The sequence below is a fragment of the Herbaspirillum sp. VT-16-41 genome, from assembly GCF_001994935.1.
GTDB lineage: Bacteria > Pseudomonadota > Gammaproteobacteria > Burkholderiales > Burkholderiaceae_D > Herbaspirillum > Herbaspirillum frisingense.
Genome location: NZ_MUXB01000168.1, coordinates 64,615 through 91,420, shown reverse-complemented (window position 1 = coordinate 91,420; position 26,806 = coordinate 64,615). Strand labels below are relative to the sequence as shown.

General features: G+C 63.8%; 22 protein-coding genes. 15 read left to right on the top strand and 7 right to left on the bottom strand.

Annotated features, from left to right (window positions below; genetic code table 11):
* Window positions 1-146 precede the first annotated feature (146 nt).
* Window positions 147-1,541 (bottom strand): sensor histidine kinase, encoded by a 1,395-nt coding sequence (locus tag BTM36_RS24885; RefSeq protein WP_077238358.1) that lies wholly within the window; start codon window positions 1,539-1,541, stop codon window positions 147-149.
* Complete coding sequence (locus BTM36_RS24880) at window positions 1,534-2,205, bottom strand: response regulator (protein WP_006462850.1); 672 nt, start codon at window positions 2,203-2,205, stop codon at window positions 1,534-1,536. Before BTM36_RS24880 ends, BTM36_RS24885 begins: the two co-directional genes overlap by 8 nt.
* Window positions 2,206-2,371: 166 nt before the next feature.
* On the opposite strand from BTM36_RS24880, the gene BTM36_RS24875 reads away from it, so the two are divergent.
* The 5 genes from BTM36_RS24875 (at window position 2,372) to mdtD (ending at window position 8,006) form a co-directional block, all read left to right on the top strand.
* Window positions 2,372-3,427, top strand: a complete 1,056-nt coding sequence (locus BTM36_RS24875) for an ABC transporter substrate-binding protein (protein WP_077238357.1) — start codon at window positions 2,372-2,374, stop codon at window positions 3,425-3,427.
* Window positions 3,428-3,515: 88 nt separating this feature from the next.
* Complete coding sequence (locus BTM36_RS24870; RefSeq protein WP_077238356.1) at window positions 3,516-4,529, top strand: ABC transporter substrate-binding protein; 1,014 nt, start codon at window positions 3,516-3,518, stop codon at window positions 4,527-4,529.
* Between the two features lie 125 nt (window positions 4,530-4,654).
* Window positions 4,655-5,482 (top strand): ABC transporter ATP-binding protein, encoded by an 828-nt coding sequence (locus BTM36_RS24865; protein ID WP_006462847.1) that lies wholly within the window; start codon window positions 4,655-4,657, stop codon window positions 5,480-5,482.
* Window positions 5,483-5,569: 87 nt separating this feature from the next.
* The gene (locus tag BTM36_RS24860) at window positions 5,570-6,424 is read left to right on the top strand and encodes an ABC transporter permease (RefSeq protein WP_077238355.1); all 855 of its coding nucleotides are present in this window, start codon (window positions 5,570-5,572) and stop codon (window positions 6,422-6,424) included.
* A 142-nt stretch (window positions 6,425-6,566) separates the two neighbouring features.
* On the top strand, window positions 6,567-8,006 hold the full coding sequence (mdtD, locus tag BTM36_RS24855; RefSeq protein ID WP_256385256.1) for a multidrug transporter subunit MdtD: 1,440 nt from the start codon (window positions 6,567-6,569) through the stop codon (window positions 8,004-8,006).
* A 30-nt stretch (window positions 8,007-8,036) separates the two neighbouring features.
* Here the strand turns inward: mdtD and BTM36_RS24850 are convergent, their stop codons facing one another.
* Window positions 8,037-8,723 (bottom strand): Fe2+-dependent dioxygenase, encoded by a 687-nt coding sequence (locus BTM36_RS24850; protein WP_077238354.1) that lies wholly within the window; start codon window positions 8,721-8,723, stop codon window positions 8,037-8,039.
* Between the two features lie 17 nt (window positions 8,724-8,740).
* Entirely contained in the window at window positions 8,741-10,981 is a 2,241-nt protein-coding gene (locus BTM36_RS24845) for a TonB-dependent siderophore receptor (RefSeq protein ID WP_077238353.1), read from the bottom strand.
* A gap of 360 nt (window positions 10,982-11,341) precedes the next feature.
* Between BTM36_RS24845 and BTM36_RS24840 the strand changes: the two genes are divergently transcribed.
* The 9 genes from BTM36_RS24840 to BTM36_RS24800 all read left to right on the top strand — a co-directional run bounded on the left by BTM36_RS24840 (window position 11,342) and on the right by BTM36_RS24800 (window position 21,364).
* Window positions 11,342-12,004: a response regulator transcription factor gene (locus BTM36_RS24840; RefSeq protein WP_006462842.1), complete on the top strand. Its 663-nt coding sequence runs from the start codon at window positions 11,342-11,344 to the stop codon at window positions 12,002-12,004.
* A 16-nt stretch (window positions 12,005-12,020) separates the two neighbouring features.
* Window positions 12,021-13,415, top strand: a complete 1,395-nt coding sequence (locus BTM36_RS24835) for a sensor histidine kinase (protein WP_077238352.1) — start codon at window positions 12,021-12,023, stop codon at window positions 13,413-13,415.
* An 84-nt stretch (window positions 13,416-13,499) separates the two neighbouring features.
* Window positions 13,500-13,718 carry a hypothetical protein gene (locus BTM36_RS24830; protein WP_006462840.1) on the top strand — a complete coding sequence of 73 codons (219 nt, stop codon included), beginning with the start codon at window positions 13,500-13,502 and terminating at the stop codon, window positions 13,716-13,718.
* Window positions 13,715-14,248 (top strand): hypothetical protein, encoded by a 534-nt coding sequence (locus BTM36_RS24825; RefSeq protein ID WP_006462839.1) that lies wholly within the window; start codon window positions 13,715-13,717, stop codon window positions 14,246-14,248. Before BTM36_RS24830 ends, BTM36_RS24825 begins: the two co-directional genes overlap by 4 nt.
* A 100-nt stretch (window positions 14,249-14,348) precedes the next feature.
* Window positions 14,349-15,008: a DUF1345 domain-containing protein gene (locus tag BTM36_RS24820; RefSeq protein ID WP_077238351.1), complete on the top strand. Its 660-nt coding sequence runs from the start codon at window positions 14,349-14,351 to the stop codon at window positions 15,006-15,008.
* Window positions 15,009-15,280: 272 nt separating this feature from the next.
* On the top strand, window positions 15,281-18,781 hold the full coding sequence (locus tag BTM36_RS24815; protein WP_174616915.1) for a response regulator: 3,501 nt from the start codon (window positions 15,281-15,283) through the stop codon (window positions 18,779-18,781).
* Window positions 18,766-19,617 (top strand): protein-glutamate O-methyltransferase CheR, encoded by an 852-nt coding sequence (locus tag BTM36_RS24810; RefSeq protein WP_006462836.1) that lies wholly within the window; start codon window positions 18,766-18,768, stop codon window positions 19,615-19,617. The genes BTM36_RS24815 and BTM36_RS24810 overlap by 16 nt, the downstream gene beginning before the upstream one ends.
* Window positions 19,614-20,249: a chemotaxis protein CheB gene (locus BTM36_RS24805; protein ID WP_077238349.1), complete on the top strand. Its 636-nt coding sequence runs from the start codon at window positions 19,614-19,616 to the stop codon at window positions 20,247-20,249. Before BTM36_RS24810 ends, BTM36_RS24805 begins: the two co-directional genes overlap by 4 nt.
* Complete coding sequence (locus BTM36_RS24800; protein WP_077238348.1) at window positions 20,246-21,364, top strand: HAMP domain-containing sensor histidine kinase; 1,119 nt, start codon at window positions 20,246-20,248, stop codon at window positions 21,362-21,364. The genes BTM36_RS24805 and BTM36_RS24800 overlap by 4 nt, the downstream gene beginning before the upstream one ends.
* Window positions 21,365-21,485: 121 nt before the next feature.
* Here BTM36_RS24800 and BTM36_RS24795 read toward each other — a convergent pair whose 3' ends face one another.
* On the bottom strand, window positions 21,486-21,725 hold the full coding sequence (locus BTM36_RS24795) for a 4-oxalocrotonate tautomerase family protein (protein WP_077238347.1): 240 nt from the start codon (window positions 21,723-21,725) through the stop codon (window positions 21,486-21,488).
* A gap of 30 nt (window positions 21,726-21,755) precedes the next feature.
* On the bottom strand, window positions 21,756-22,466 hold the full coding sequence (locus tag BTM36_RS24790; RefSeq protein ID WP_077238346.1) for an SDR family NAD(P)-dependent oxidoreductase: 711 nt from the start codon (window positions 22,464-22,466) through the stop codon (window positions 21,756-21,758).
* Window positions 22,467-22,592: 126 nt separating this feature from the next.
* On the opposite strand from BTM36_RS24790, the gene BTM36_RS24785 reads away from it, so the two are divergent.
* Window positions 22,593-23,486, top strand: a complete 894-nt coding sequence (locus BTM36_RS24785) for a LysR family transcriptional regulator (protein ID WP_077238345.1) — start codon at window positions 22,593-22,595, stop codon at window positions 23,484-23,486.
* A 66-nt stretch (window positions 23,487-23,552) separates the two neighbouring features.
* Here BTM36_RS24785 and mgtA read toward each other — a convergent pair whose 3' ends face one another.
* Window positions 23,553-26,315, bottom strand: a complete 2,763-nt coding sequence (gene mgtA / locus BTM36_RS24780) for a magnesium-translocating P-type ATPase (RefSeq protein WP_077238344.1) — start codon at window positions 26,313-26,315, stop codon at window positions 23,553-23,555.
* Window positions 26,316-26,806 lie beyond the last annotated feature (491 nt).

Below are 26,806 nucleotides of genomic sequence, written 5' to 3'. Positions count from 1 at the left end.
GCGCAGTGCGAACACAGCCTGTCTGACGGCCAGGCCAAGAGTACGAGCCCAGGGCGCGGCGCTCCACGCCAAAAGCGTGAAGGCCGGTGATACTTTTTGCTCAGGTTTTATGTGCGCTGCAGGATTTTGTATTGCCGCTGGCGCGCCTAGGACGCAGTGGGCGGGGCAGCCACGGCCGGCAGGCTGACCACCACCACCAGACCGGTGCCGATGGCCGGCACTTCCAGCCGTATCGCGCCCTGCGAGGCCTGCACGATCTCGCGCACGATGGCCAGGCCCAGGCCGGAGCCTGGCTGGTCCGGGCGGGCATTGCGATAGAAGCGTTCAAACACGCGCTCGCGCACTTCAGCCGGGATGCCGGGACCATTGTCGGTCACCGTGACGATGACCTCCTTGCGCCTGTGCTCCAGCCCCACGGTGACCTTGCCGCCCTCCGGGGTGTAGCGCAGGGCATTGTCGATCAGATTCATCAGCATGCCGCCCAGCTGGGCTTCGTTGCCGGTGACCATGGCACGCTCCAGGGTGGTCTCCAGGCCGAGGTCGATGTTCTTTTTCAGGGCCAGTCCGGCCAGTTCTTCCAGTACCGTTGCCGCCACCGACAGCAGGTCCACCGGCCCGCGCGGGAAGGCGCTGCCGTTGGAGGCTTCGGCCTGCGACAGCAACAGCAGCTTGTTGGTCAGGTCGGTCATGCTGCGACTGCCCTCCTGCAGCGAGGCCAGCACCTGGGCCACCCGCTGCGGATCGTCGAGCTGGCGGGCGAACTGGATCTGCGAGTCGATCACCGCCAGGGGCGTACGCAACTGGTGCGCGGCATCGGCCACAAAGCGCTTCTGCACCGTGACCTGGGCATTGAGGCGGAAGATGTACTGGTTGATCGCCTCCACGATGGGCCGCAGTTCCTGCTGCAGGCCACCAGCCTGCAGGGGCGTGAGCGAATCGGGCTGGCGCGTGGCCAGCGCGTCCTTGAGCGCCAGGATAGGCCGCAATTCCATGGTCAGGCCCAACACCACCAGGCTGATGGCCAACAGCAGCAATACGATCTGGCGTCGCAGCGAGGCGTGCCACTGGTCGTCGATCATCTGCTGGCGCCCCTGCATGGTCTGGCCCACCGAGACCGCCACCATGCGCAGCGTCCCTTCGTCGAACAGGGCGCGGATATAGCTCACCACACGCAGCGGCCGCCCTTCGAAGGTGGTGGTCGTATAGACCGGGTAGAGCGCCGCAAAGTCGGGTTGGGCGGGGAAGTCGGGGCGGCCGGCCAGGAGCGTGTCGTCATCCATCAGTACCTGGTAATAGACCGCATCCTGCGCTGGCGAGGCGAACAGTTCCAGCGCCGCCGGTGGCACCGAGACCACCGGCGCGCCGTCGTTCCAGCCGACCTGGCCGGCCATCATGCGGGCCGAGGCCAGCAGGGCGCGATCCTGCACCAGGGTAGCGCTGGAGACGGCGTTGTCGTAGGCGTCGCTGGTGGACAGGCCCACATAGACCGCCATCGGGATCAGCAGCCACCACAGCAGCCGCAGGCGCAGGCTGTCAATCATCTTTCTGGCGCAACAGGTAGCCCAGCCCGCGCAGCGTCATGATGGCGGCCGAGGAATGTTCCAGCTTCTTGCGCAGGCGCGAGATGTAGATTTCGATGGCGTCCGCGCTGGGTTCTTCGGAGAGGCTGAAGACGCCCTTCATCAACGCCGTCTTGGAGACCGTCTTGCCCTGCTTGAGCATGAGCACTTCCAGCACGTCGTGCTCGCGCGCCGGCAGCGCCAGGGTGGTGCCGGCCACTGCGAACTGGCGCGTGTTGCTGTCGTAGACCAGGTCTCCACAGTGGATTTCGGCGGCCTTGTCGGGCGTCTGGCGGCGCACCAGTACCTTGATGCGGGCCACCAGTTCGCGGATCTCGAAGGGTTTGACCAGATAGTCGTCGGCCCCGGCGCCCAGGCATTCCACCTTTTCGTCGATGGAGCCGCTGGCGGTGAGGATCATCACCGGCACGCCGTTGTGACGCTCGCGCAGGCGGCGCAGCACGTTCTTGCCATGCATCTTGGGCAGCATCAGGTCCAGCAGCACGACATCGTAGTTCTCGTCGCGCAGCACCTGGTCGGCGATCTCGCCATCGGCGGCGATATCGACCTTGAACTTGTGTTCCTTGAGAATCTGCTCCAGCCAGTGGGCAAGCTGGGGATTGTCTTCGATCAGGAGCAATTTCATGCGGTAGTCTCGTGTTTCTTTGGCATCTTTTTTGTTGCGCTGCAAATAAAAAAGCCGTTTTTTGGAAAGCTGGATGAAGGTTTCGGCTTCTTAGAATAGGCCCGCAGATCAATAAAAAGTGAAGATGGCGACAGACCATCCCACCCATAATCAGGAGGCAATCATAATGCGTCACGCCGTTCGTGTGTTTTCGTCAGCCCGCGCCACCCCTTTACGCCGTACCCTCATCGCCGCTGGCGTCACCGCCATCACCGCCTGCGCCCTGACATTGGCCGCGCCACAGGCCCATGCCGCCGACAAGATCATCATCATGGTCGGCGGCATCAACAAGCTCATCTACCTGCCGCCCAAGCTGGCCGAAAGCCTGGGCTACTTCAAGGAAGCCGGCCTGGACGTGGAACTGCAGTCGCAGCCGGCCGGGGTCGATGCCGAGAACGAGCTGCTGGCCGGCGCCGTGCAGGCCGTGGTCGGCTACTACGACCACTCCATCGACCTGCAGAGCAAGGGCAAGGAAGTCACCTCCATCACCCAGTTGTTGCTGGTGCCGGGCGGCATGGAAATGGTGCGCGCCGACCTGGCCGACAGCGTACGCAGCATGGCCGACCTCAAGGGCAAGACCCTGGGCGTGACCGGGCTGGGCTCGTCTTCCAGCTTCCTGGCCCAGTACCTGGCCAGCCGCGCTGGCCTGAAGTCGGGTGACTACTCGATGCTGCCGGTCGGCGCCGGCAATACGCTCATCGCCGCCATGAAGCAAAAGCGCGTGGACGTGGCCTGGACCACCGAACCGACCACCTCCATCCTGCTGTCCACGGGCGCGGCCAAGGTGCTGGTGGACATGAGCAGTGTCGATGGCACCCGCGCCGCACTGGGCGGGCTCTATCCGGCTTCCAGCGTCTACGTGCATCGCTCCTGGATGAACAGCCACAAGGCCGAGTCGCAGAAGCTGGCCACCGCCTTCGTCAAGACCCTCAGGTACATCCAGACCCATTCGGCCGAAGAGATCGCCGACAAGATGCCCAAGGATTACTACGGCGGCAACAAGGCCATCTACGTGCAGGCTCTGAAGGCGTCGCTGCCCATGTACTCGCCCGACGGCAAGATGCCCGCCGGTGGCCCCGAACAGGTGTTGAAGGTGATGGCCGGCTTCAACCCCAACATCAAGGGCAAGAACATCGACCTGTCCAAGACCTATACCAACGAGTTCGTCGATCAGGTGAAGTAAGGCCTCCCTGCACGCACGCGCCGAACACCCTAGAATCCGCTGCATCCGCTGCATCCGCATCACCCCGATTCGACCAACAGGAGACATCGTGAACAAGAACATTCGCCAAACCTTGCTATCGCTGGCCGTGGCCGGCGCAACCCTGGCCGCTTTCCCCGGCCAGGCCTCGGCTGCTGCCAAGATCACCATCATGGTGGGCGGCATCAACAAGATGGTCTATCTGCCTGCCAAGCTGGCCGAGCAACTGGGCTACTTCAAGGAAGAGGGCCTGGACGTCGAGCTGCAGTCGCAGCCGGCCGGCGTCGACGCCGAGAACGAACTGCTGGCCGGTGCCGTGCAGGCCGTGGTCGGTTTCTACGACCACTCCATCGACCTGCAGACCAAGGGCAAGGAAATCACCGCCATCACCATCCTGGGCCAGGTGCCGGGTGAGGTGGAGCTGGTCTCCACCAAGGCCGCGCCGCACTTCCAGAGCATGGCCGATGCCAAGGGCAAGACCCTGGGTGTGACCGGGCTGGGCTCGTCCACCAACTTCCTGACCCAGTACCTGGCCTCGCGCCATGGCATCACCTCCAAGCAGTTCTCGGTGCTGCCGGTGGGCGCGGACAATACCTTCATCGCTGCCATGAAGCAGGGTCGCATTGATGCCGGCATGACCACCGAGCCGACCGCCTCGCAATTGCTGAAGACGGGTGACGCCCAGGTGCTGATCGACATGCGCACCGTGGAAGGCACGGTCAAGGCGCTGGGTGGCCTGTATCCGGCGTCCAGCGTCTATGTGCAGCGCAGCTGGCTCAACAGCCACAAGGACGATGCGCAGAAACTGGCGCGTGCCTTCGTCAAGACGCTCAAGTTCATCAACACCCACAGCGCCGAACAGATCGCCGACAAGATGCCCAAGGACTACTACGGCAACAACAAGCCGCTGTACGTGCAGGCCTTGAGCAACTCGCTGCCCATGTATTCGCAGGACGGCAAGATGCCCAAGGGCGGGCCGGAAACCGTGCTGGCGGTGCTCTCGGGATTCAATCCCAACGTCAAGGGCAAGCATGTGGACCTGTCCAAGACCTATACGGATGAATTGGTCGACACCGTGAAATAGGACCCCGTCCGATAGCCCCGGGACGGCGTTGTCGCCGGTCCCGCTTTCCGAACCATGCTTGACGCCATGATGCGAAATATCGCGTCAGGGCGGTACTCAACCTCCAGCCCCGAAAGAGCCATCCGATGAATGCGATCAACCAGCACGCCTTCACCCCCGCCGGCAACGCCGCCCAGGAAACGCCAGCCATCGAATTGCGCAACGTGACCTGCCGCTTCATCACTGCCGACGGCAAGGCTACCGTGGCCCTGCGCGACTTTTCCATGAGCGTGGCCCGGGGCGAATTCGTGGCCGTGGTCGGCCCCACCGGCTGCGGCAAGTCGACCACGCTGTCGCTGATCACGGGTCTGCTGAAGCCCACCATGGGCGAAGTGCGCGTGATGGGGCAGCCGGTCAACGGCATCGATCCGCGCATCGGTTTCGTGTTCCAGAACGATGCCGTCTTCCCCTGGCGCAGCGTGCGCGACAACGTCGCCGCCGGCCCCATGTTCCGTGGCCAGTCCAAGGCCCAGGCGCATGCGCTGGCCGATGAATGGATACGCCGCGTAGGCCTGGACAAGTTCGGCGACCACTATCCGCACCAGCTCTCCGGCGGCATGCGCAAGCGCGTGGCGCTGGCCCAGACCTTCATCAACAGCCCCGAAATCCTGCTGATGGACGAACCCTTCTCGGCCCTGGACATGCAGACCCGCACCCTGATGCAGGACGAACTGCTGCGCCTGTGGTCGGCCCATTCCGGCTCGGTGGTGTTCGTCACCCACGACCTGGAGGAAGCCATCGCCCTGGCCGACAAGGTCTATGTGCTGACCGCCCGCCCGGCGACCCTGAAGAGCGTCTATCCCATCGACCTGCCGCGTCCGCGGGTGATGGAAGAGGTGCGCTACGAGCAGCGCTTCATCGACATTTCGCGCCGCATCTGGGCCGATCTGCGCGAGGAAGTCCATATCGCCTGAGGGATCAGGCATCTGGCACCAGGTAGCCACCAGCGACCTTTCCCGACAACGAATCTGAATAACGAAATCCGACCACAGGTGAGCAACATGACACAAGCACAAGCAAGCCATTCCGCCGCGACGATGGATATCGCTGCCGTCGAAGCCGAGGCGCAGCGCAAGATTCGCGGCCGCCGCAACCTGGTCATCGGCCTGCGTATCGCCATCCTGGTGATCGTGCTGGGCGGCTGGGAAGTCTGCGCCCGCATCGGCTGGATCGATCCCTTCTTCTTTTCCCAACCTTCGCTGATCGTGATCCAGATCTATGACTGGATGGTTGAAGGCACTTCCCAGGGCTCGCTCTGGACCCAGGTACTGGTCACGCTGGAAGAAACGGTGCTGGGCTTCTTGATCGGCTCGGTGGCCGGCGTCATTGCCGGCATCGTGCTCGGTCGCAACAAGCTGCTCTCGGATGTGTTCAGCCTCTACATCCAGATCGCCAACTCGATTCCGCGCGTGGTGCTGGGTTCCATCTTCGTCATCGCCTTCGGCCTGGGCATGGCTTCCAAGGTGGCGCTGGCGGTGGTGATGGTGTTCTTCGTGGTGTTTGCCAACGCCTTCCAGGGCGTGCGCGAGGCGGACCGCTACATGATCGCCAATGCCCAGATCCTGGGTGCCTCGCGCCGCCAGGTGACCATGGCGGTGGTGATCCCTTCGGCGCTGTCGTGGATCCTGGCCAGCCTGCATGTGAGCTTCGGCTTTGCGCTGGTGGGTGCGGTGGTGGGAGAGTTCCTGGGTTCCAAGCAAGGCATCGGCCTGCTGATTTCCACCGCCCAGGGTGCCTTCAATGCCAGCGGCGTGTTCGCGGCCATGATCGTGCTGGCGGTAGTGGCGCTGGCGGCGGACTGGTTGCTGCACGCGGTGGAAAGGCGCCTGCTGAAGTGGCGTCCGCAGGCCTTCTGATGGGCCGGCCATAAAAGTCTTAGAATGATGAAGTGATGCGGGGACACGGTTTCGTGTCCCCGCCGCTTTTTGTCATTGCATTGTCCATTGTCCATCGTCCGTCGTCCGTCGTGTTGCCTTCTTCTTTCAGCCGCCTTCCACCATGTCCGCCGACCAGCCGCAACGCCTGAGCGAGTCTCCCGCCACTTCTTCCCTGAATGATCCCGGCAGTGATCCCCGTAGTGATCCGATCACCCAGCGCGCCTTGCTCTGGATCGTCGCCTCCGGCTTCTTCATGCAGACGCTGGACACCACCATCGTCAACACGGCCTTGCCGGCCATGGCGCGCAGCCTGGGTGAGCCGGTCCTGAACATGCACCCCGTGGTGGTGGCCTACACCCTGACGATGGCCTCGCTCACGCCCGCCTCGGGCTGGCTGGCCGACCGCTTCGGCACGCGCCGCATGTACTTCGCGGCGATCCTGCTGTTCGTGGTGGGTTCCATCCTGTGTGCCATGGCGCCCACCTTGCCCATGCTGCTGGCGGCGCGGGTAGTGCAGGGGCTGGGGGGCTCCATGCTGTTGCCGGTGGGGCGCCTGGCGGTGCTGCGGGCCGTGCCGGGGGCGCAGTACATCGCTGCGCTGGCCTCGATCTCGATTGCCGGGCAACTAGGGCCGGTGGTGGGGCCGGTACTGGGCGGCTGGCTGGTGCAAAGCCTGTCCTGGCACTGGATATTCCTGATCAATGTGCCCATCGGCGTAGTCGGGATGGCGGCGGTGCTGCGCTTCCTGCCCGACGACAGCCTGGCCGATACGCCGCGCTTCGACCTGCTGGGCTGTGCCTTGCTGTCGGCCTGCATGGTGGCGTTCTCGCTGGCGCTGGATGTGCCCTTCGATACGCAGCGCGGAGCCTGGAGTGCCGCCCTGTTCCTGCTGGCGGCGGCCACCGTGCTGGGCTACTGGTGGCATGCGCGCGGCCATGCGCGGCCGCTGTTCCGGCTGGGCCTGTTCGGTGAGCCCAATTTCAGCATCGGCCTGGCCGGCAATCTGGTCTGTCGCATCGGCTCATCGGCCGTGCCTTTCCTGTTGCCTTTGCTGCTGCAGGTGCGCTTGGGGTATTCGCCCCTGCATGCGGGCATGCTGCTGCTGCCGGCGGCCATCGCCGGCACCATCGCCAAGCCGTGGATCGCGCCGCTGGTCAAGCGCCATGGCTATGACCGCTTCCTGCTGGTCAATACCGCTATCGTGGGCGTGTCCATCGTGTCCTTCGCCCTGATCACGCCGGACTGGCCCGTGGTGGCGGCCATTGTGCAACTGGCCGTCTTCGGTGCATCGAACTCGATGCAGTTCGCGGCCATGAACAGCGTCACCCTCAAGGGCTTGCGCAAGGATGATGCGGGTAGCGGCAACAGTCTCTTTTCGATGGTGCAGATGCTGGCCATCGGTCTGGGCGTGACCATCGGCGGCACCATGGTCAATGCCTTCAAGAGCCCCGAGGGGGCGGCCACCAATGCCAGCTTCCAGATCACCTTCGTGATCGTGGGCGTGATCACCCTGGTCTCTGCCTGGGTGTTCCGCCGGATGGACCCGCGTTATTTCAAGTAAGGACCGCAAGAATGGGCAGAGCGGCAGCGCTCAGGTATCGCTCCACTGCCGCAGCAGGTTGTGGTAGCAGCCCACCAGCGTGCGCCGCGCCTGGGCGTCGGCGTCGGTCTGGTTCAGGCGCTGGATGGCATTGTCCATATCGAACAGCATCTGGCGCTGGCCGTCGTCGCGCACCAGGCTCTGTACCCAGAAAAAACAGCCCATGCGCACGCCACGCGTAACCGGGGTCACGCTGTGCAGGCTGGTGGCCGGGTAGAGCACCATGTCGCCAGCGGCCAGCTTGACGCTGTGCATGCCGTAGCTGTCTTCGATCTGCAATTCACCCCCGTCATACTCGGCCGGTTCCGCCAGGAACAGCGTGGCCGAGACATCGGTACGCAGCTTGCGGCCCGTGTGCGGATGGATGCGCACGCTGCCGTCCACGTGCGCCCCGAAGCCCATGCCCTCGCCATAGCGGTTGAACATGGGCGGGTAGATCAGGTTGGGCAGCGCCGCGCTGATGAAGCGCGGATGCCGTTCCAGCGCAGCCACGATGAGGTGCTGACACTGCAGGGCTACCTCGGCGCGCTCGTCGATCTGCTGGTTGAACTTCAGCGGCGCGCCCTGGTAACCGGCGGTCACGCGGCCATCCACCCAGGCCGGACCGGCGGCCTCCAGCAGCCCGCGTACCGTCTGCAGGGTGGCCGGGTCCAGCAACTGGGGGATGGTGATGAGCATCGGGGTTTCCTTCGGCCTTACATGCGATAGGTCAGCGACAGTAACGCGGTACGACCCGAACCCGGGACCGAACGACCGCCGTCGGACTGGATCAGCGCATCGTAATACATCTTGTCGGTCAGGTTGTACAGGTTCAGGCGGATGTCATAGGCCTTGGTGGTGTAGGCCAGCATGGCGTCATAGCGGGTGTAGCCACCGACCTGCACCGTGTTGGTGGCATTGGCATAGCGCTGCGACATGTAGGTCGCGCCGCCGCCGACCTGCCAGTGCGGGGCCAGGTCGTAGGTGGTCCAGGTGGTGAGGGTGTGCTTGGGCGTATTGACCGGCACCTTGCCGACCGAGGTATCGCCCACGGCACCGCCGATGACCTGGGCATCCAGGTAGGTGTAGTTGGCGGCGATCTGCCAGTCACGCGTGATGCGACCGGTGGCACCGGCGCGCGCACCGTTCACGCGGACCGTGCCGGCCAGGGCATAGACGCCGGTGGTGACCAGGCTGCGGGCGTTTTCCTTGGTGATCTGGAAGGCCGCTGCGCTCAGGGCCAGGCCATTGTCCAGGTCCCATTTGCCGCCCACCTCATAGGAGCGGTTCTTTTCCGGATCCAGGTTCTGCTGGCCCAGGGTACCGGTCAGCTGTTCCAGCGAGGGATTGAACGAGGTGCCATACGAGACGTAGTAGGCCTGCGCTGCGCTGGGCTGCCAGATCGCGCCCGAGCGCACGCTCAGGAAATTGACGGTCTGGTCGGCCGAGGCCAGTGCGGTGGAGCCTGAGGTGTTGCCGGCGTTGATCGAGTTGCTGATGCTGGCGATGTAGCGGTCATAGCGCAGGCCGCCGACCAGCTTGAACTGCGGCACCAGTTCGATGGTGTCGCCCACGTAGGCGGCGATGGTGTTGGCACTGCCACCGGCGTGGTTGCCGGCAGTATCGGCCACGCTGCTGCCGGCAGCGCTGTAGCTGGGGCTGACGACGCTGACGCAATCCATGTAGCCGGTGGTGGCGCCTGCGGCATTCAGAGAGCGGCCGTTGCAGCTGCCGTTGCGGTAGTAGTTCTGGTTGTCGTAGCCGTCATGACCCACTTCCACGCCCACCAGGGCATCGTGCTTGATGCTGCCGGTGGCGAACTTGGCCGCCAGTTCGGTCTGGTTGAAGATGGAGTAGTCGCGGATGTCGCGGTCATGGCTCTGGCCGCGCACGTAGAGGCTGGATAGCGGCAGGTTGCTGGTGGCATTGGTCAGCGCCGTGAAGCCGCTGGAAGAGACCGTGCCGATGGTATTGGGCGCGGTTTCCACGGCATCGGTATGCACGTAGTTGAACTGCGTCTGGCTGCGCAAGGTCACGTCGGGAGCGATCTTGTGCTTGATGCCGGCATTGAAGGAGGCCACGTCCTGGTTGGTGCGGTCGCTGTTGAGACCATAGGCGGTGTTGCGGTCGACATTGACGGGATGGCCGTTCAGCGGCGGCAGGCCGTAATCGGGCTGGTCGTGGTTGTGCTGCAGCAGGGCCGAGAGGGTGATCTCGGTGGACGTACCGATGCCCCAGACGTAGGAGCCGGCCAGGCCGAAGTCCTGCACGTCGGTCTGGTTGCGGGTGCTGGCCGCGCCGTTCTGGGCCATGGCTTCGATGCGCAGGGCGGAGGTATCCGACAGCGCGCGGTTGACGTCGGCGGTGCTGCGCACCAGGCCGTTGGTGGTGACCGAGGCCGAGACTTCGGTGGCCGTCTTCAGGTTGGCCTTCTTGCTGACCTGGTTGATGATGCCGCCGGTGGAGCCCCGTCCGAAGAGCATCGAGGACGGGCCCATCAGCACTTCCACTTCCTCGATGGCGAAGGTGTCCCGGTAGTACTGGCCACGGTCGCGGAAGCCGTCCAGGTAGATGTCGGTACGCGCCGAGAAACCGTTCAAGTTGATGTTGTTGCCGATCTGGCCGCCTTCGGCGCCACCCAGTGTGATGCCGGACACATTACGCAGCGCGTCGGCCAGCGAGCTCACCCCCTGCGATTGCATCTGCGCCTTGTTGACCACCGTCACCGATTGCGGCACGTCGTGCAGGTCGGCGGGCAGTTTGCTGATGGCGGTGCCGGTGCTGGCGAAATCGTCGCGGCGGCCTTCCACCGTGACCGGGGCCAGCTGGTTGCTGGCGGTCGCAGAAGTGGATGCAGAGGTGGATGCAGAAGCGGGCGCAGTCTGTTGCGCCAGCAGCGGCAGGGGAGCCGCAAAGGTGGCCAGCAATGCGGCGGCGATCGGCGTGAGACGGTTCATGTTCGTGTCGAGGAGAGTGGAGTAGAGAAACGAGAAGCCAATCCGGCTCGCGCCGGATTGGCTCCAATGGCTGGCTACTCCGTCCTTCGACATGGAAGACCGTTTGGCTGGCTGATGACCAGTATTGTTGTTCTGTATGCCAATGATTTTTATTCACTGGCATGGCTGGCAAGATTAAGCACGCAAGCTGACAAATGACTGTCAACAAGCTGACGTAAAACTGAGTGTGACAAAAAAGTAACACCGCCTGCCGGCCCCGGGCTGTCTCGGGCAATCCCCGATTTGCAGCATTGGCGCGGCTGCAATACGATGCAGCGTCACGCAGAGGTTTTGCGCTGTTTTTTCTCTTTCGAAGTTCCTATGAATGTTCTGCTGGTCGAAGACGACCCGGTGCTCACCGACGGCCTGTCGCGCGTGCTCAATTCGCATGGTTTCACCGTGCATACCGTCAACAACGGACATGATGCCCTGTCGCAGCGTTTCAACGCGGCCGTGCTGGTGCTGGACATCGGCCTGCCCGGCATCGATGGTTTCGAGGTCCTGCGGCGCATGCGCGCGGCCGGCAACAATACCCCGGTGCTGCTGCTGACGGCGCGTGACACCATCCCCGACCGCGTACACGGCCTGGAGCTGGGCGCTGACGATTACCTGGTCAAGCCCTTTGCCACGCCCGAGCTGGTGGCGCGTATCAAGGCGCTGATCCGCCGCAGCGCGCCGCAGCCGGCACAGCTGACCGTGGGCGGCCTGTCGCTGGACAACGCCACCAAGCGCGCCGACATCGATGGTCGCAAGATCGAACTGTCCCTGCGCGAATGGACGGTGTTGGAATACCTGATGCAGCACGCCTCGCGGGTGGTCTCCAAGCAGCAGATCATCGACGCCGTACTGCCCTGGGGCGAGGATTTCACCATCAACGCGGTGGAAGTCTACGTCTCGCGCATCCGCCTCAAGATCGCCGACTCCGGGGTGGTGATCCGCACCATCCGCGGCTTTGGCTACATGCTCGAAAAGAGCGAGACCTGATCCCGGCCGGCAGCGCATGTCCGACACCGCCGCGGCCAGTCCATCGCCGACCCACGCCAGCATCCGGCGCGACCTGCTCAGGTGGCTGATCGCGCCCTTGCTGTTGCTCAACCTGGTCGGCGCCGGCCTGACCTACTGGCTGGCCTGGCTGCCGGCCCAGCACGCCTTCGACCAGAACCTGATGGATTCCACCTGGGGCCTGTACGCCCAGGTGCGCCACCGGCAGGAACGCACCACTGCCGAACTGACCCAACAGGCCGAGCAGATCCTGCGCAGCAACCATTCCGACACTACCTTCTTCGCCGTGCGCAATACCGAAGGCCAGATCGTGGTGGGCGACAAGGGCTTCCCCCGCTTGCCGGAAAGTGATGTCTTCGACCGTCCCATCAACTTCGATGGCGAGATGCGCGGCGAGCCGGTGCGCATCGCCGCCATGCAGGTGCGCGTCAAGAACGGCATCATTTCGGTGGCGGTGGCCGAGACCATCCGCAAGCGCGACCGGGCGCACTACACCATCCTGCTGTCCTTCCTGTTGCTGGACGGCGCACTGACCTTCGGTTCGTTGTCGGTGGTGCTGATCGCCGTGCGGCGCGGCCTGCGCCCGCTCAAGAGCCTGCAGCGCAACCTGGAGCAACGCGGTCATGGCAAGCTGGGCGCCATCGATGGCACCGGCGCACCGGTCGAACTGCAGCCGCTGATCGTGGCCATGAATGAACTGATGGCGCGCATCAACAAGGGTGAGCAGGCACAGCAGAATTTCATGGCCGATGTCGCCCACCAGTTGCGCACCCCCCTGACGGGACTCAAGCTGCAACTGGAGCTGCTGCACGACAAGCATCAGGACCAGCCCGATACAGCCCGTTCCCTGGCGATGATGAATTCCTCGGTGGAACGCATGATCCGCCAGAGTCGCCAGTTGCTGGCCCTGGCGCGTTCCGAGCCGGGCCTGTTCGAGAGCCGCAAGCTGGAAGAGCTGTCGCTGGACAAGTTGCTGGAAGAGTCGGTCCAGCACTTCATCGAAGAGGCCGACAAGAAGCGCATCGACCTCGGCTTCGACCTGCAGCCGGCGCGAATGCGGGGCGACCGCTTCCTCCTGAGCGACCTGATCGACAACCTCATCGATAACGCTGTGCGCTATTCGCCCCCGCATGGCACGGTCACCGTCCGTTGCATGGAGCAGGATGGTGCCGCCGTGCTGACGGTAGAGGATTCCGGGCCGGGTATTGCGCCCGAGCATCGCGAGCTCATCTTCGACCGCTTCTACCGCGCCAACGACAAGGTGGCCGGCAGCGGCCTGGGCCTGGCCATCGTGCGCGAGATCGCGCATGACCATGGCGGCGTGATCAGCGTTGATAGCGGCGAGCACGGGCTGGGCACGCTCTTTACAGTGCGCTTCCCGCTGGGTGGCTGATGGCAGGGGCCCCTTGCGCCGCTGCCGAACCTCGCTCTCCCGGTTCTGTCTAAACGCCTTCTTCGTGACAATCCAGGAGGCAACATGACGGACAAGGTCCTGCAAAGCGGTACCCACATCGCCCGCTATGAAGCGGTGGAAAAGCCCGACGAGGGATTCGAGGCGCAGGTCTTCGTGCGCCTGGCGCGCGAGCCCGAGATCGCCGAGACCTATATTCCCGTGGGCCTCTTCCCGACCGAGGAAGAGGCGCTGGCCAGCGCCCGCGAACGCGCCCAGCGCGCCTTGAAGGAGCACGAATTTTGAGCGCCCCCGAGTTCTCCCTCACCCCCGGTGCCCTGTATCTGGCATCGCCGCGCCGCCGCACCCTGCTGCTGGGCGCGGCCGCCGGTGCCGCACTGGTGCTGGCCGGTTGCGCCTCCAGCGGCATGCAGGGTGGTGCGGCGCCGTCTTCCTCGACCCTGTTCGAGCTGCGCGGCGCTACCACGGTGCCGACCCAGGGCTGGATCAAGGCGCAGATCAGCGATCCCCCGGGCGGCGACATCTACCTTGCGCCGCGCGTGGCCCTGGATGCCAGCGACGTGCAGCGCGCCAGCGCGCAGAAGGACGCCGCCGGTCGCGCCATTCTGGTGTTGCAGTTCTCGCCGGTCGGGACGGCCAGGCTGGCGGCAGCCTCGCGGGAATTCATGGGCCGCCAGCTGGCGGCCGTGCTGGAAGGTCGTGTCACCAACGTGGCCAGGGTGGAGGGGCCGATGACCATCAACACCATGGCCTTGACCGGCTTGTCCAGTTTCGAGGAAGCGGTGCGTCTGGCGCGTCTGTTCCCCAGCCGCTAGGGCGCAAAGGCGGCAGGGCGCTGGCCGGGCGGGGCAGGGCATGCTAATGTCCTGCCCATTGCACGCCACCGCGGCTTCACGCACCAGCCCAACAATAACAATGTCCGTCGCCCGCCACATCGTCCAGGTCCACCCACGCTTGCTGATCGGCATGGCTGTGGGTATTGTCGCCGCGGTCTTCATTCCCACCTCCACCTGGATCAGTCGATGCCTGATCGGCTGGAACGCCGGTGTCTGGTTCTATCTTTTCAGCCTGTGGCTGATGATGGTGCGAGCCGATGCCAAGGCCGTCAAGCGCCTGGCCGAAACCGAGGATGAAAGTGCCCAGGTGGTACTGGTCATGGTCTGCGTGGCGGCCATCGCCAGCCTGCTGGCGATCCTGCTGGAACTGGCCGGGGTCAGCCACCACAGCGAGGGCGGGCGCCTGCTGCGGTATGTCTTCACGGCCTCTACCGTCTTCGGTTCCTGGGCCCTGATCGGGACCATCTTCACCTTGCACTATGCGCGGCTGTTCTATGCCGATGATGACGATCCCGACGCCCTGCCGCTGCGCTTTCCCGAGGGGCAGCGCAATCCCGACTACTGGGATTTCCTCTATTTCGCCTTCACCATCAGCGTGGCGGTGCAGACCTCCGATGTCGGCGTGGCTTCGCGCTCGCTGCGCAAGTCGGTGCTGGTCCATTCGCTGATCTGCTTCATCTTCAATGCCGCCATCATCGGACTGTCCATCAATATCGCTGCCGGGCTGGCCGGCAACTGAGCTGCTTGACGCTATCGGCTGTCGGCGCCTGGATGTCAGCGGGATGGAACTGAACCGGCGGCCGTCTGTCCTAGCCGGGTTCGTGCAGTCCCAGGCAGTTCCAGGCCGGGCGCAGCGTGAACCGGAAGGCCCCCGTATAATGGCCGGCTTTCCGTGTGGCAAAAGGCAAGACCAGGGGAGGGGGGCAAAGAACCCCCGCAGCTCGACCAACGATTCGAACAACGGAGCGCACCGTGCGGGTTTATTCCAGCCAAGCAGAAGAACGTATTGCCATGTTGAAGCGCCAGGGCAAGGGCGCATTTTCCGGCCCACCACTACCGATGGGACCCTTGATCGGGTTTTCGGTGGCGATCGTGGCGGTCGTCCTGATCGCCCTGTTCACCTACGAAGCCTCGGTCAGCCGTGGGGAAGCGGCCAATGCTGTCTCGCACACCATGCAGGTGCGCGAGCAGTTGCAGAATCTGGTCTCCACCCTCAAGGATGCCGAAACCAGCCAGCGCGGCTTCCTGCTGACCGGCACCGAAAGCTATCTCAGTCCCTACAACCAGGCGCGGGCCGCCTTGCCGGGCGAGATCACACGCCTGCGCGAGCTGATCGTCGACAACCCCGACCAGGTCAAGCGCCTGTCGCAGGTGGAACGGGTGGTCAACGACAAGATGGAAGAACTGGCCGAGACCATCACCCGACGCCGCAATGGCGATGCCGCTGGCGCGCTGGCGGTGGTGCAATCGGATCGCGGCAAGATGTCCATGGACCGCGTGCGCACCCTGACCCGCGACATGGAAGAGCAGGAGCGCGACCTGCTGACCGCACGTCAGTCCGACTGGCGTGATGCAGTCGCCTTTTCCACCGCCGTGGCCTGGGGTGGTTCGGCCCTGCTGCTGGTATTGATCGCCGCTGCTGCCGTCACCACCTCGCGCGACTATCGTTCGCGGGAGAAGCAGACCTGGATCCGCGCCGGACAGATGGGCCTGGCCGAGCGCCTGCAGGGCGAGCAGCGCCTGAGCGCCCTGGGCGAAAACACGCTGGCCTTCCTCACGGCCTACCTGAACGCGCAGGTCGGCGCCATCTACCTGCGCACCGATGGCGGCGATTTCCAGCGCTTCGCAGCCTATGCCCTGGAAGATGAGGGCGAGCAGCAGATCCAGCCCAATCTGCGGGACGGCCAGGGTCTGCTGGGCCAGGCGGCCAAGCTCAATCGCGCCATGCATGTCAAGGATGTGCCTGAGCACTATCTCACCGTCTCCTCGGCCGTGGGGCGTCATCAGCCGCGTGAGTTGCTGATCGTCCCGGCCTCGGTGGATGGCACGGTGCAGACCGTGTTCGAGCTCGGCTTCCTGCGCCGGGTGCGCGCCGAGGAAGAAGAATTGCTGGCCCGCCTGTCGGACCAGATCGCCATCGCCGTGCGCTCCTCCAAGGACCGCACCCGCCTGGAAGAACTGCTGGAAGAGACCCAGCGCCAGTCCGAGGAATTACAGGCCCAGCAGGAGGAACTGCGGGTCAACAATGAAGAACTGGAAGAGCAGGGACAGGCCCTGAAGGCCTCGCAGCTGCGCCTGGAAACCCAGCAGGCCGAGCTGGAGGAAACCAATGCCCAGCTGGAAGAGCAGGCCCAGTTGCTGGAACTGCAGAAGGACGACCTGGCCAAGACCCAGGTGGTGCTGGTGGACAAGGCCACCGAACTGGAGCGCGCCAACCAGTACAAGAGCGAGTTCCTGGCCAACATGAGCCACGAACTGCGCACCCCGCTGAACTCCACCCTGATCCTGGCCAAGCTGCTGGCCGACAACAAACAGGGCAACCTGACCGACGAACAGGTGCGCTTCGCCCAGACCATTTCATCGGCCGGTAACGACCTGCTGGCGCTGATCAACGATATCCTCGACCTTTCCAAGATGGAGGCCGGCAAGCTCGATATCGTCTCCGAATCCTTCGTGGTGACCAAGCTGGCCGAGGAACTCAAGGCCAGCTTTGCCATGACCGCCCAGCAGAAGGGCCTGGGCTTCAAGGTGGAGGTGGAGCCGGGCGTGCCGCAGCGCATGGAAACCGACATGCAGCGCCTGGGCCAGATCCTCAAGAATCTGCTCTCCAACGCCATCAAGTTCACCGAGAAGGGCGAGGTCAGCCTGCGCGTCTATGCCGACGCCCAGAACCGCATCGCCTTCGCCGTGCGCGATACCGGCATCGGTATTGGCGAGGACCAGCATCAGTTCATCTTCGAAGCCTTCCGTCAGGCCGATGGCAGCACCCACCGCAAATACGGCGGCACCGGTCTGGGCCTGTCGATCTCGCGTGACCTGGCACAGCTGCTGGGTGGCGATATCACCGTGCAGAGCCGGCCGGGCGAGGGCAGCATCTTTACGCTCTCGCTGCCGCAGGTCTACAGCGGTGACCAGGCCATCCTGCGTGCACCGGCGACGGCGCCGAAGTCGGCAAATGCCGCTGCCGCAGCCTCGACACTGCAGGCGGCCCAGGTGGCCACGGCGCCGGACGTGCGCGTTGCCAGTGCCTCGGCGACGGCTGCCACACCGACACGCCTGCAGGAGATCGCCATCGACGACGACCGCCACCGGATCGAGGCCACTGCACGCCTGATCCTGGTGATCGAGGACGATCCGGCCTTCGCCATGATCCTGCGCGACCTGGCCCATGAGATGGGTTTCCAGTGCGTCGTCACGCACTCCGCCAACGAAGGCGTGGCCGCTGCCGAGATGTATCGTCCCAGCGCCATCCTGATGGACATGAACCTGCCCGACTTCTCCGGTCTGGGTGTGCTGGACCAGATCAAGCGCAATCCCAAGACCCGCCACATCCCGGTGCACGTGGTGTCGGTGGCCGACTATTCGCAAGAGGCCATGGAGCGCGGCGCCATCGGTTACGCACTCAAGCCGGTGCAGCGCGAAGAACTGATCGGCGCCATCCGCAAGCTGGAAGCCAAGTTCCTGCAAGGCCTGCGGCATGTGCTGGTGGTCGAGGACGATGCCCGCCAGCTCGACAGCATCCGGCAGTTGCTGGCCGGCGAGAACATCAACCTGGTCGGTGTGCGTACTGCCACGGACGCCCTGGCGCGCCTGCGCGAGACCACCTTCGACTGCATGGTGATGGACCTGAACCTGCCCGACCTGTCCGGCTACCAGTTGCTGGAAAAGATGGCCGAGCAGGAGCATGTGGCCTTCCCGCCGGTGATCGTCTATACCGGCCGCTCGCTCTCGGCCGAGGAAGAGCAGAACCTGCGCCGCTTCTCGCGCTCCATCATCATCAAGGATGCGCGTTCGCCGGAGCGCCTGCTGGACGAGGTGACGCTGTTCCTGCACCAGGTGGAAACCACACTGCCGCCGGAAAGCCAGCGCCTGCTCAAGGTGGCGCGCGACCGCGAGACGGTCTTCGAAGGCCGCCGCATCCTGGTGGTGGAAGACGATGTGCGCAACATCTTTGCGCTTTCCTCGGTGCTGGAGCCCAAGGGCATGAAGGTCGAGATCGCCCGTAACGGCCGGGAGGCCCTGGATGCGCTGCAACGCAGCCAGGACAAGCCCGGCGCCGTCATCGACCTGGTGCTGATGGATATCATGATGCCGGAGATGGACGGCCTGACCGCCATGCGCGAGATCCGCAAGCAGGCCATCTGGAAGCGCCTGCCCATCATCGCGCTGACCGCCAAGGCGATGAAGGATGACCAGGAGAAATGCCTGGCCGCCGGCGCCAACGATTACATCGCCAAGCCCCTGGATGTGGAAAAACTGCTGTCCCTGGTACGTGTATGGATGCCCAAATAAACCAGGCCCTGGCCAACCGGCATTTCGATATCGAGATGCAGTTGCTGCTGGACGCCATCTACCTGAAGTATCACTGCGATTTTCGCGGCTATGCCGGCGCCTCCCTGAAGCGTCGCCTGGCCACGGCCATGATCCGTTTCGGTTGCGACACCCTCTCGCAGCTGCAGGACAAGGTGCTGCATGATGCCACCGTCTTCCCGGCGCTGATGGACTACCTCACGGTGCAGGTCAGCGAGATGTTCCGCGATCCTGGCTACTTCAAGGCGCTGCGCGAGAAGGTGATGCCGCTGTTGCGCACCTATCCGTCGCTAAAGATCTGGGTGGCCGGCTGCAGCAGTGGCGAGGAAGTCTATTCCCTGGCCATCCTGTTGCGCGAGGAAGGCCTGCTTGAACGCAGCATCATCTACGCCACCGACATCAACCAGACTGCGCTCAAGAAGGCCGAGGCCGGCGTCTACGAGCTGGACCGCATTCCCGGCTTCACCAGCAATCACCAGAAATCCGGAGCAAGGACTTCGCTTTCGGATTACTATACGGCGGCTTATGGTGCCGTCGTGTTCGACAAGTCTTTGCGCCGGAATGTGGTCTTTTCCGACCACAGCCTGGCCACCGACAGTGTGTTTGCAGAGATGCACCTGGTGTCTTGCCGCAACGTGCTGATCTATTTCAACCGCCATCTGCAGGAGCGCGCCCTCGGGCTGTTCCGCGAATCGCTGGTGCGCAAGGGCTTCCTCGGCCTGGGCTCGAAGGAGTCGCTGCGCTTCTCCTCGCATGGCGTGGCCTTCGACGAGGTGGACCGCGAGGAACGCCTGTTCCAGAAGAAGGGCGAGCTGTGAGTACCGCCACCTTGCCTTCGCTGGAGGGCCGCAACATCGAGGCCGTGGTCATCGGTGCCTCCGCCGGCGGCGTAGAGGCGCTCTCGGAAATCCTCCCGGCGCTGCGTCGTGGCGCGGCAGTGGCGACCATGGTGGTGCTGCACCTGCCGCGCGAACGGCCCAGCCTGCTGCCGCAGATCTTTGCCGACCGTTGTGCCCAGCCGGTGGTGGAAGCGCAGGACAAGCTGCCAGCCCAGCCCGGCGTGATCCATTTTGCGCCGCCGGATTATCATCTGCTGGTCGACCGCGGCGAGGAAGGGCCCTTGCTGGCCATGTCCAATGATGAACTGGTCAACTTTTCGCGACCGGCCATCGACGTATTGTTCGAGTCGGCTGCCGATGTCTACCGCGAGCGCTTGCTGGGCATTGTCCTCACCGGTGGCAACCACGATGGCGCGGTCGGCTTGCAGGCCATCGGTCGCGCCGGCGGCATGACGGTGGTGCAAAGCCCGCAACAGGCGCAGGTGCCTTACATGCCGGCACAGGCACTGGCGCTGGGCAAGATCGACCATGTGCTCACGCTCTCGCAGATCGCCGATCTGCTGCGTACCCTGGGCGTACAGGGGAATGACCAGGAAAAGGAACGCAGGTGATAGAACAACAGAAACAAAGAGACCTGCCACGGGTGAAATTCCTGCTGGTCGATGATCTCGAAGAAAACTTGCTGGCCTTGTCGGCGCTGTTGCAGCGTGACGATGTCGAACTGCTGCTGGCGCGCTCGGGCATGGAAGCCCTTGAGCTGCTGCTGCAGCACGAGGTGGCACTGGCCTTCATTGACGTACAGATGCCGGTCATGGACGGCTTCGAACTGGCCGAACTGATCCGCGGCAGCGAGCGCACCCGCAACGTGCCTCTGATCTTCGTGACGGCTGGCGTGCGAGACGAACGCCGTCTGTTCAAGGGTTACGAGAGTGGCGCGGTGGATTTTCTCTACAAGCCCATCGAACCGCACATCCTGCGCAACAAGGCGGAGGTGTTCTTCCAGCTGTATCGTCAGAAGCAGCAACTGGCGCTGGAACTGCGGGCGCGCACCGAGACCTTGCGCATGAACGAGATGTTCGTCGCCATCCTCGGCCACGATCTGCGCAATCCGCTCAGTGCCGTGGTGATGGCGGCCACGTTGATGCAGCGGACCTACAAGGAAGAGGTGGCGCAAAAGGCCTCGCAGCAGATACTCAACGGCGGCAAGCGCATGGCCAAGCTGATCGAGAACATGCTGGACCTGGCCCGCGCCCGCCTGGCAGGCGGCATTCCGCTGGTGCGCGCCAGTGCCTGCCTGGGCGAGATCACCGAGCGGGTGGTGCAGGAATACCAGGCCACGTATCCGGGCAGCGTCATCGAACGTCGCATCGAGGGTGACGACAATGGCTACTGGGACGGCGACCGCCTGGGCCAGGTAGCGGCCAACCTGCTGGGCAATGCCCTGCAGCATGGCGAGCCGGGCCATCCGGTCTGCATCGGCATCGATGGACGCAGCGAGCACGAGGTGGTGATGGTGATCGCCAATCGCGGCGTGATCCCGGAGGCACTGCTGCCGGTGATCTTCGATCCCTTCCGCGGTGGCGAGCGCGAGATCGGACGCAAGGAAGGACTGGGACTGGGTCTCTTCATCGCCCAGCAGATCGTCAAGGCACATGGCGGCAGCATCAGCATGACCTCCGATGACCAGGTGCAGACCATGGTGACGGTGCGCTTGCCGCGTCGTTGAGCGATACCGGCGCTACGGACGTAAAAAGCCAGCTCCTCGGAGCTGGCTTTTTCTTTGCACGCCTGAATACTGCCAAAGAGCGGGTTATGGTGATCGCTCCTCAAGCCAGGCGCATTTCCCTTCAATCAGCGTGTTTGGCGGCTTCTTGCGCCCGATATTCCTTGGTCGGGAGACCACCGACGCCCCAGCTGTCGATATCGACTTCGTCGATCACGACAAAGGTACTGCCGTGTGGTTTTCCCATGACCTCGTACAGGAGGTCGCTGACACCCTTGATCAGCGCCTTCTTCTGCTCGGGCGTTGTCGAGGACGCGCCCGCTACCGTACCTTCCCTGGTCACCTTGATGTTCACATATGGCATGACGGCTCCTTCGATGAGATGGTCAGTGGATCAGTGGCCGGCCACCTGGCCGCCATCCACGTGCAGGATTTCGCCGGTGACGAAGTTGGCATCTTCCAGATAGAGAACCGCCTGGGAAATGTCACTGATTTCGCCTATGCGCTTCACAGGATGCAGGCTGGCCAGGCCGGCGTGGGTTTCCGGAGCGTGCATCGGGGTCTTGATGATGCCGGGTGACACTGCGTTTACGCGGATGTTGCGGGTGGCGTATTCGATCGCCAGGCTGCGCGTGGCGGCCGCCAGACCGCCCTTGGTCAGCGATGCCAGCACCGACGGGACATTCGAATTGGCCTGGTCCACCAGGGTGGTGGTGATCTGGACAATGTGGCCGCTGCCTTGCTTGAGCATCGGCCCGATAGCGTGCTGGGTGGTGTGGAAGAAGCCGTTCAGGTTGGTCGACAGGATTTCCTGGTACTGCTTTTCCGAATAGTTGGTGAATTCGCTGGCGATGAAGATGCCCGCGTTGTTCACCAGCGTATCCACGCGGCCGAAGCGCTCCAGCGCCAGTTCGACGACCTTCCTGCCGGTCTCCGGGTTGCCGATGTCTCCGGCGAAGGTCACGTAGTTCGGATTCTGCGACGGCTTGATGGAGCGCGACGTACCGACCACACGGTAGCCGCGCGCCAGGAACGCATTCACGATGCCCTCGCCCAGACCTTGCGATGCGCCGGTCACGATGGCCACTTTTTGCTGATTGCTCATGTTCACTCCTTCAGATGGTTACGCAGTGCGCCAAGTCGATGCTTGCGCGCTGTCGGGCCAGTGCGTCTGGCTTGAACCGAATCTTAGGTGCTACCCATCTGGGTGAGAATTAGCTATTCTTCATCAATGACTGAGAAAAAACGCACAGAGCCAGACTGGCAGGATATCCGCATCTTTCTTGCGCTGGGACGCTACGGAAGCCTCTCGGCGGCAGCCAGGGCGCTGTCCGCAACACACTCGACGATTTCGCGGCGCTTGCGCTCCCTGGAAGCGACCCTAGGAGAGAAGCTTGTCGAACGGCGCCCCGAGGGCTATGTCCTGACCGAGGCGGGCACACGCGCACTGGCGGCAGCCGGGGATATGGAAGCGGCCGTACAGACCCTGGGGCGTGGCAGTGAAGATGGCTCCGTACGCGGACTGGTACGCGTGAATGCGTCGCCGGCGATTTCCCAGGGATTCCTGGTTGCAAAACTGGCGCGGCTGCCGCTGCTGTACCCCGGATTGGACATCGACCTGGCCTCTGATCTGCGCGCGGTCAGCCTGGAACGTCATGTCACTGACATTGCCGTACGCCTTGGCCGGCCCAAGGATGGCGACGTCATCGCGAAACCGCTGGGCCAGATGGGATTCGGTTTCTATGGCACCAAGGCCGTCTGCAAAAGGATTGCAGACGGTGCCGAGCCGGTATTTATCGGCTTTGACGAAGCCAACGCCTATATCCCGGAGGCTGAGTGGCTGGCGCGGCACTTCCCTCAGGCGCGTGTGGTGTTTCGGGCCAACAACCAGGTTGCCCAGGCAACAGCGGCGTTGACGGGTGTGGGCGTCGCCCTTCTGCCGCACTATATCGGTCGCTCCACCCCCAAACTGCTGCCCTGCGATCTGGCTCCTGCGCCATCCCCGCCGCCACGCGAGATATGGCTGATTACGCGGGGCCAGGACCGCAAGGACCTGCCGATTCGCACCGTCGTCGACTATCTTCTCGAGACGTTTGCCAGTGAGCGCGCCCTGTTCGACGAGTGATCTTCACGCTTCGCAAAGGGCCGCTCCTGGGAGGAGCGTGCGGCGTTGCAGAACGGATGAGCGGACCTACTGCCAGCCATACCGCCGCGCATACCAGCCCTTCATCGCCTGGATCAGCACCGCATAGGCCACCAGGATCGCCACCAGCCACGGGAAGTAGGACAGGGGCAGCGCTTCCAGCTTGAAATAGTGCGCCAGCGGCGTCATCGGGATGGCGATGCCGATGGCCATGATCGCCAGCGTCATTCCCATCAGCGGCCAGGAGGCGCGGCTCTGGAAGAAGGGGATGCGACGGGTGCGGATCATGTGCACGATCAGGGTCTGCGAGAGCAGGCCTTCGATGAACCAGCCGGACTGGAACAGGGTCTGGTGTTCCGGCGAGCTGGCGCCGAAGACGAACCACATCAGTGCGAAGGTGCTGATGTCGAAGATCGAGCTGATCGGACCGAAGAAGACCATGAAGCGACCGATGTCGCCGGCATCCCAGCGTTGCGGTTTTTCCAGGAACTCCTTGTCGACGTTGTCGAAGGGGATCGAGATCTGCGAGACGTCGTACAGCAGGTTCTGCACCAGCAGATGCAAGGGCAGCATCGGCAGGAAGGGCAGGAAGGCACTGGCGATCAATACCGAGAAGACATTGCCGAAGTTGGAGCTGGCCGTCATCTTGATGTACTTCAGCATGTTGGCGAAGGTCTTGCGGCCTTCCAGCACGCCTTCTTCCAGCACCATCAGGCTCTTTTCCAGCAGGATGAGATCAGCCGCTTCCTTGGCGATATCGACGGCGGTATCGACCGAGATGCCGATGTCGGCCGCGCGCAGGGCCGGGGCGTCGTTGATGCCGTCGCCCATGAAGCCGACCACGTGACCACGATCATGCAGCACGCGCACGATGCGCTCCTTGTGGGCCGGCGAGAGCTTGGCGAAGACGGTTACGGTTTCCACCGCTTCGGACAATTCGGCGTCGCTCATCTTTTCCACATAGGAACCGAGCAGCATGCCCTTGACCTCCAGCCCGACCTCGCGGCAGATCTTGGCGGTCACCAGTTCGTTGTCGCCGGTGAGGATCTTGACCTTCACGCCATGGGCGCGCAGGGCGGCCAGCGCCGGTGCGGTGGATTCCTTGGGCGGGTCGAGGAAGGCGATGTAGCCGATCAGGACCAGGTCCGATTCATCGGCCAGGCTATAGACCTCCTTGGTCGGCGGCAGATCGCGGGCGGCCACGCCGACCACGCGCAGGCCTTCGGCGTTGAGGCTGCCGGTGGTGGCGCGGATTTCTTCCAGCAGTTCGGCGGTGAGCGGCACGATCTGGCCGTTCACGCGGGCGTGCGAGCAGACCGAGACGATCTCTTCCACCGCGCCCTTGCAGATCAGCTCATGGTGGTCTTCGCGCTCGGAGACCACCACCGACATGCGGCGGCGCTGGAAGTCGAAGGGAATCTCATCGACCTTGCGATAGGCCGAGGCGATCGACATCTCGCGCTGCAGTTCTGCGTGTTCCAGAACGGCCACGTCCAGCAGGTTCTTCAGGCCGGTCTGGTAGTAGCTGTTGAGGTAGGCGTACTGCAGCACTTCGTCATCGGGCTCGCCGTGGATGTCGGTGTGGCGTTCCAGGAAGATCTTGTCCTGGGTCAGGGTGCCGGTCTTGTCGGTACACAGCACGTCCATGGCACCGAAGTTCTGGATCGCATCAAGCCGCTTGACGATCACCTTCTTGCGCGACAGCGCCACGGCGCCCTTGGCCAGGGTCGAGGTGACGATCATGGGCAGCATTTCGGGCGTCAGTCCCACCGCCACCGACAGGCCGAACAGGAAGGCCTCGACCCAGTCACCCTTGGTGAAGCCGTTGATGAAGAACACCACCGGGGTCATCACCAGCATGAAGCGGATCAGCAGCCAGCTGACCTTGTTCACGCCCGCCTGGAAGGCAGTGGGGGTGCGGTCGGTGGCGGTGACGCGCTCGGCCAGGGCACCGAAATAGGTGCGCTTGCCGGTGGTCAGGACCACGCCGCTGGCCGAACCACTGACCACGTTGGTGCCCATGAAGCACAGGTTGTCCAGCTCCAGCGGGCTGCTGGTGTTGAGGTTGCTAGGAGTGACGAACTTCTCCACCGGCAGCGATTCGCCGGTCATCGCCGCCTGGCTGACGAACAGGTCCTTGGCCGACAGCAGGCGCAGGTCGGCCGGGATCATGTCGCCGGCCGAGAGCAGCACGATGTCGCCCGGCACCAGATTGCGGATCGGTACTTCGACGCGACGCGCGCCCTTGGGATGCAGGGTCACGTCGAAGTAGCGCTGGGCTTCGGCGGCGATCTCCTCGACCTGGTCGTGACGCATCACCGTGGCGGTGTTGCTGACCATGGCCTTGAGCTTGTCGGCAGCGGTGTTGGAGCGGGCTTCCTGGACGAAGCGCAGCAGCGTGGAGACCACCACCATGGTGCCAATGACGATGGCCGCCTTCATGTCTTCGGTGTAGAAGGACACGGCCGCCAGCAGGGTCAGCAACAGGTTGAAAGGGTTCTTGTAGCAGTGCCACAGGTGGACTGGCCAGGTCAGCGGCTTTTCGTGTTCGACTTCATTGGGGCCGCTGTGGACGCGGATGGCGTCGGCTTCGGCCTCGGTGAGGCCATCAGGGCGCGATTGCAGGCGCTGCAGCAGGGCCTGTGCCTCGCTGCGGGAGGCCTCGCTCAGTTGTTCGGCCAGGGTCTGCGGGACTTCGCGGGTGACCGGGGCGCTGCGGAACATGTCCATGCCCAGGCGGCGGAAGTGACGATCCATGCCGCGTGCGCGGATGAAGCTGGCAAAGGTTTCTTTCAGCAGGTTCAGATTCATGACGTGCTTCTTTTCTTGTTGGTCTTCGTCCCGGGGACGAAGGATGTGCATCGCACCGGCAAGCGCTTGGACTTGCCGGCCTCGGATCAGCGCCGTGGCCGGTCCCCGCCGGCAAGGGTGGGGGCGAGCGGGCAGGGCGCGCTGGGTCTTCGCGTGTTCATGGAATGTGCATAGCCTCCGCCTGGTTGAGCGGAGCCCCTGTCATCGGCGCCTGATGGCGCAAGCAGAGCAGGCCGCGCGTGGCGATGAGCCAGGCGGGCATGCATGCGGCATGTGGCAGGCAAAAGCCGTCCCGGCGCTGCGCAGGGCAGGCAAGGCGTGGTGATGCATGCGTTGTGCCGCCGTGTCTGCGGCGGTCGATCGTCGATCTGTCGTTGTGAGGGAATATCGCTGTCGCCAGGGCGCGGGGAAACCCGTCAAACAGGCTGCGCGCTACCGACATGAGATGCCGTCATCTGCCTTGTGCAAGATGACGACAGGAAGAAGTCCTG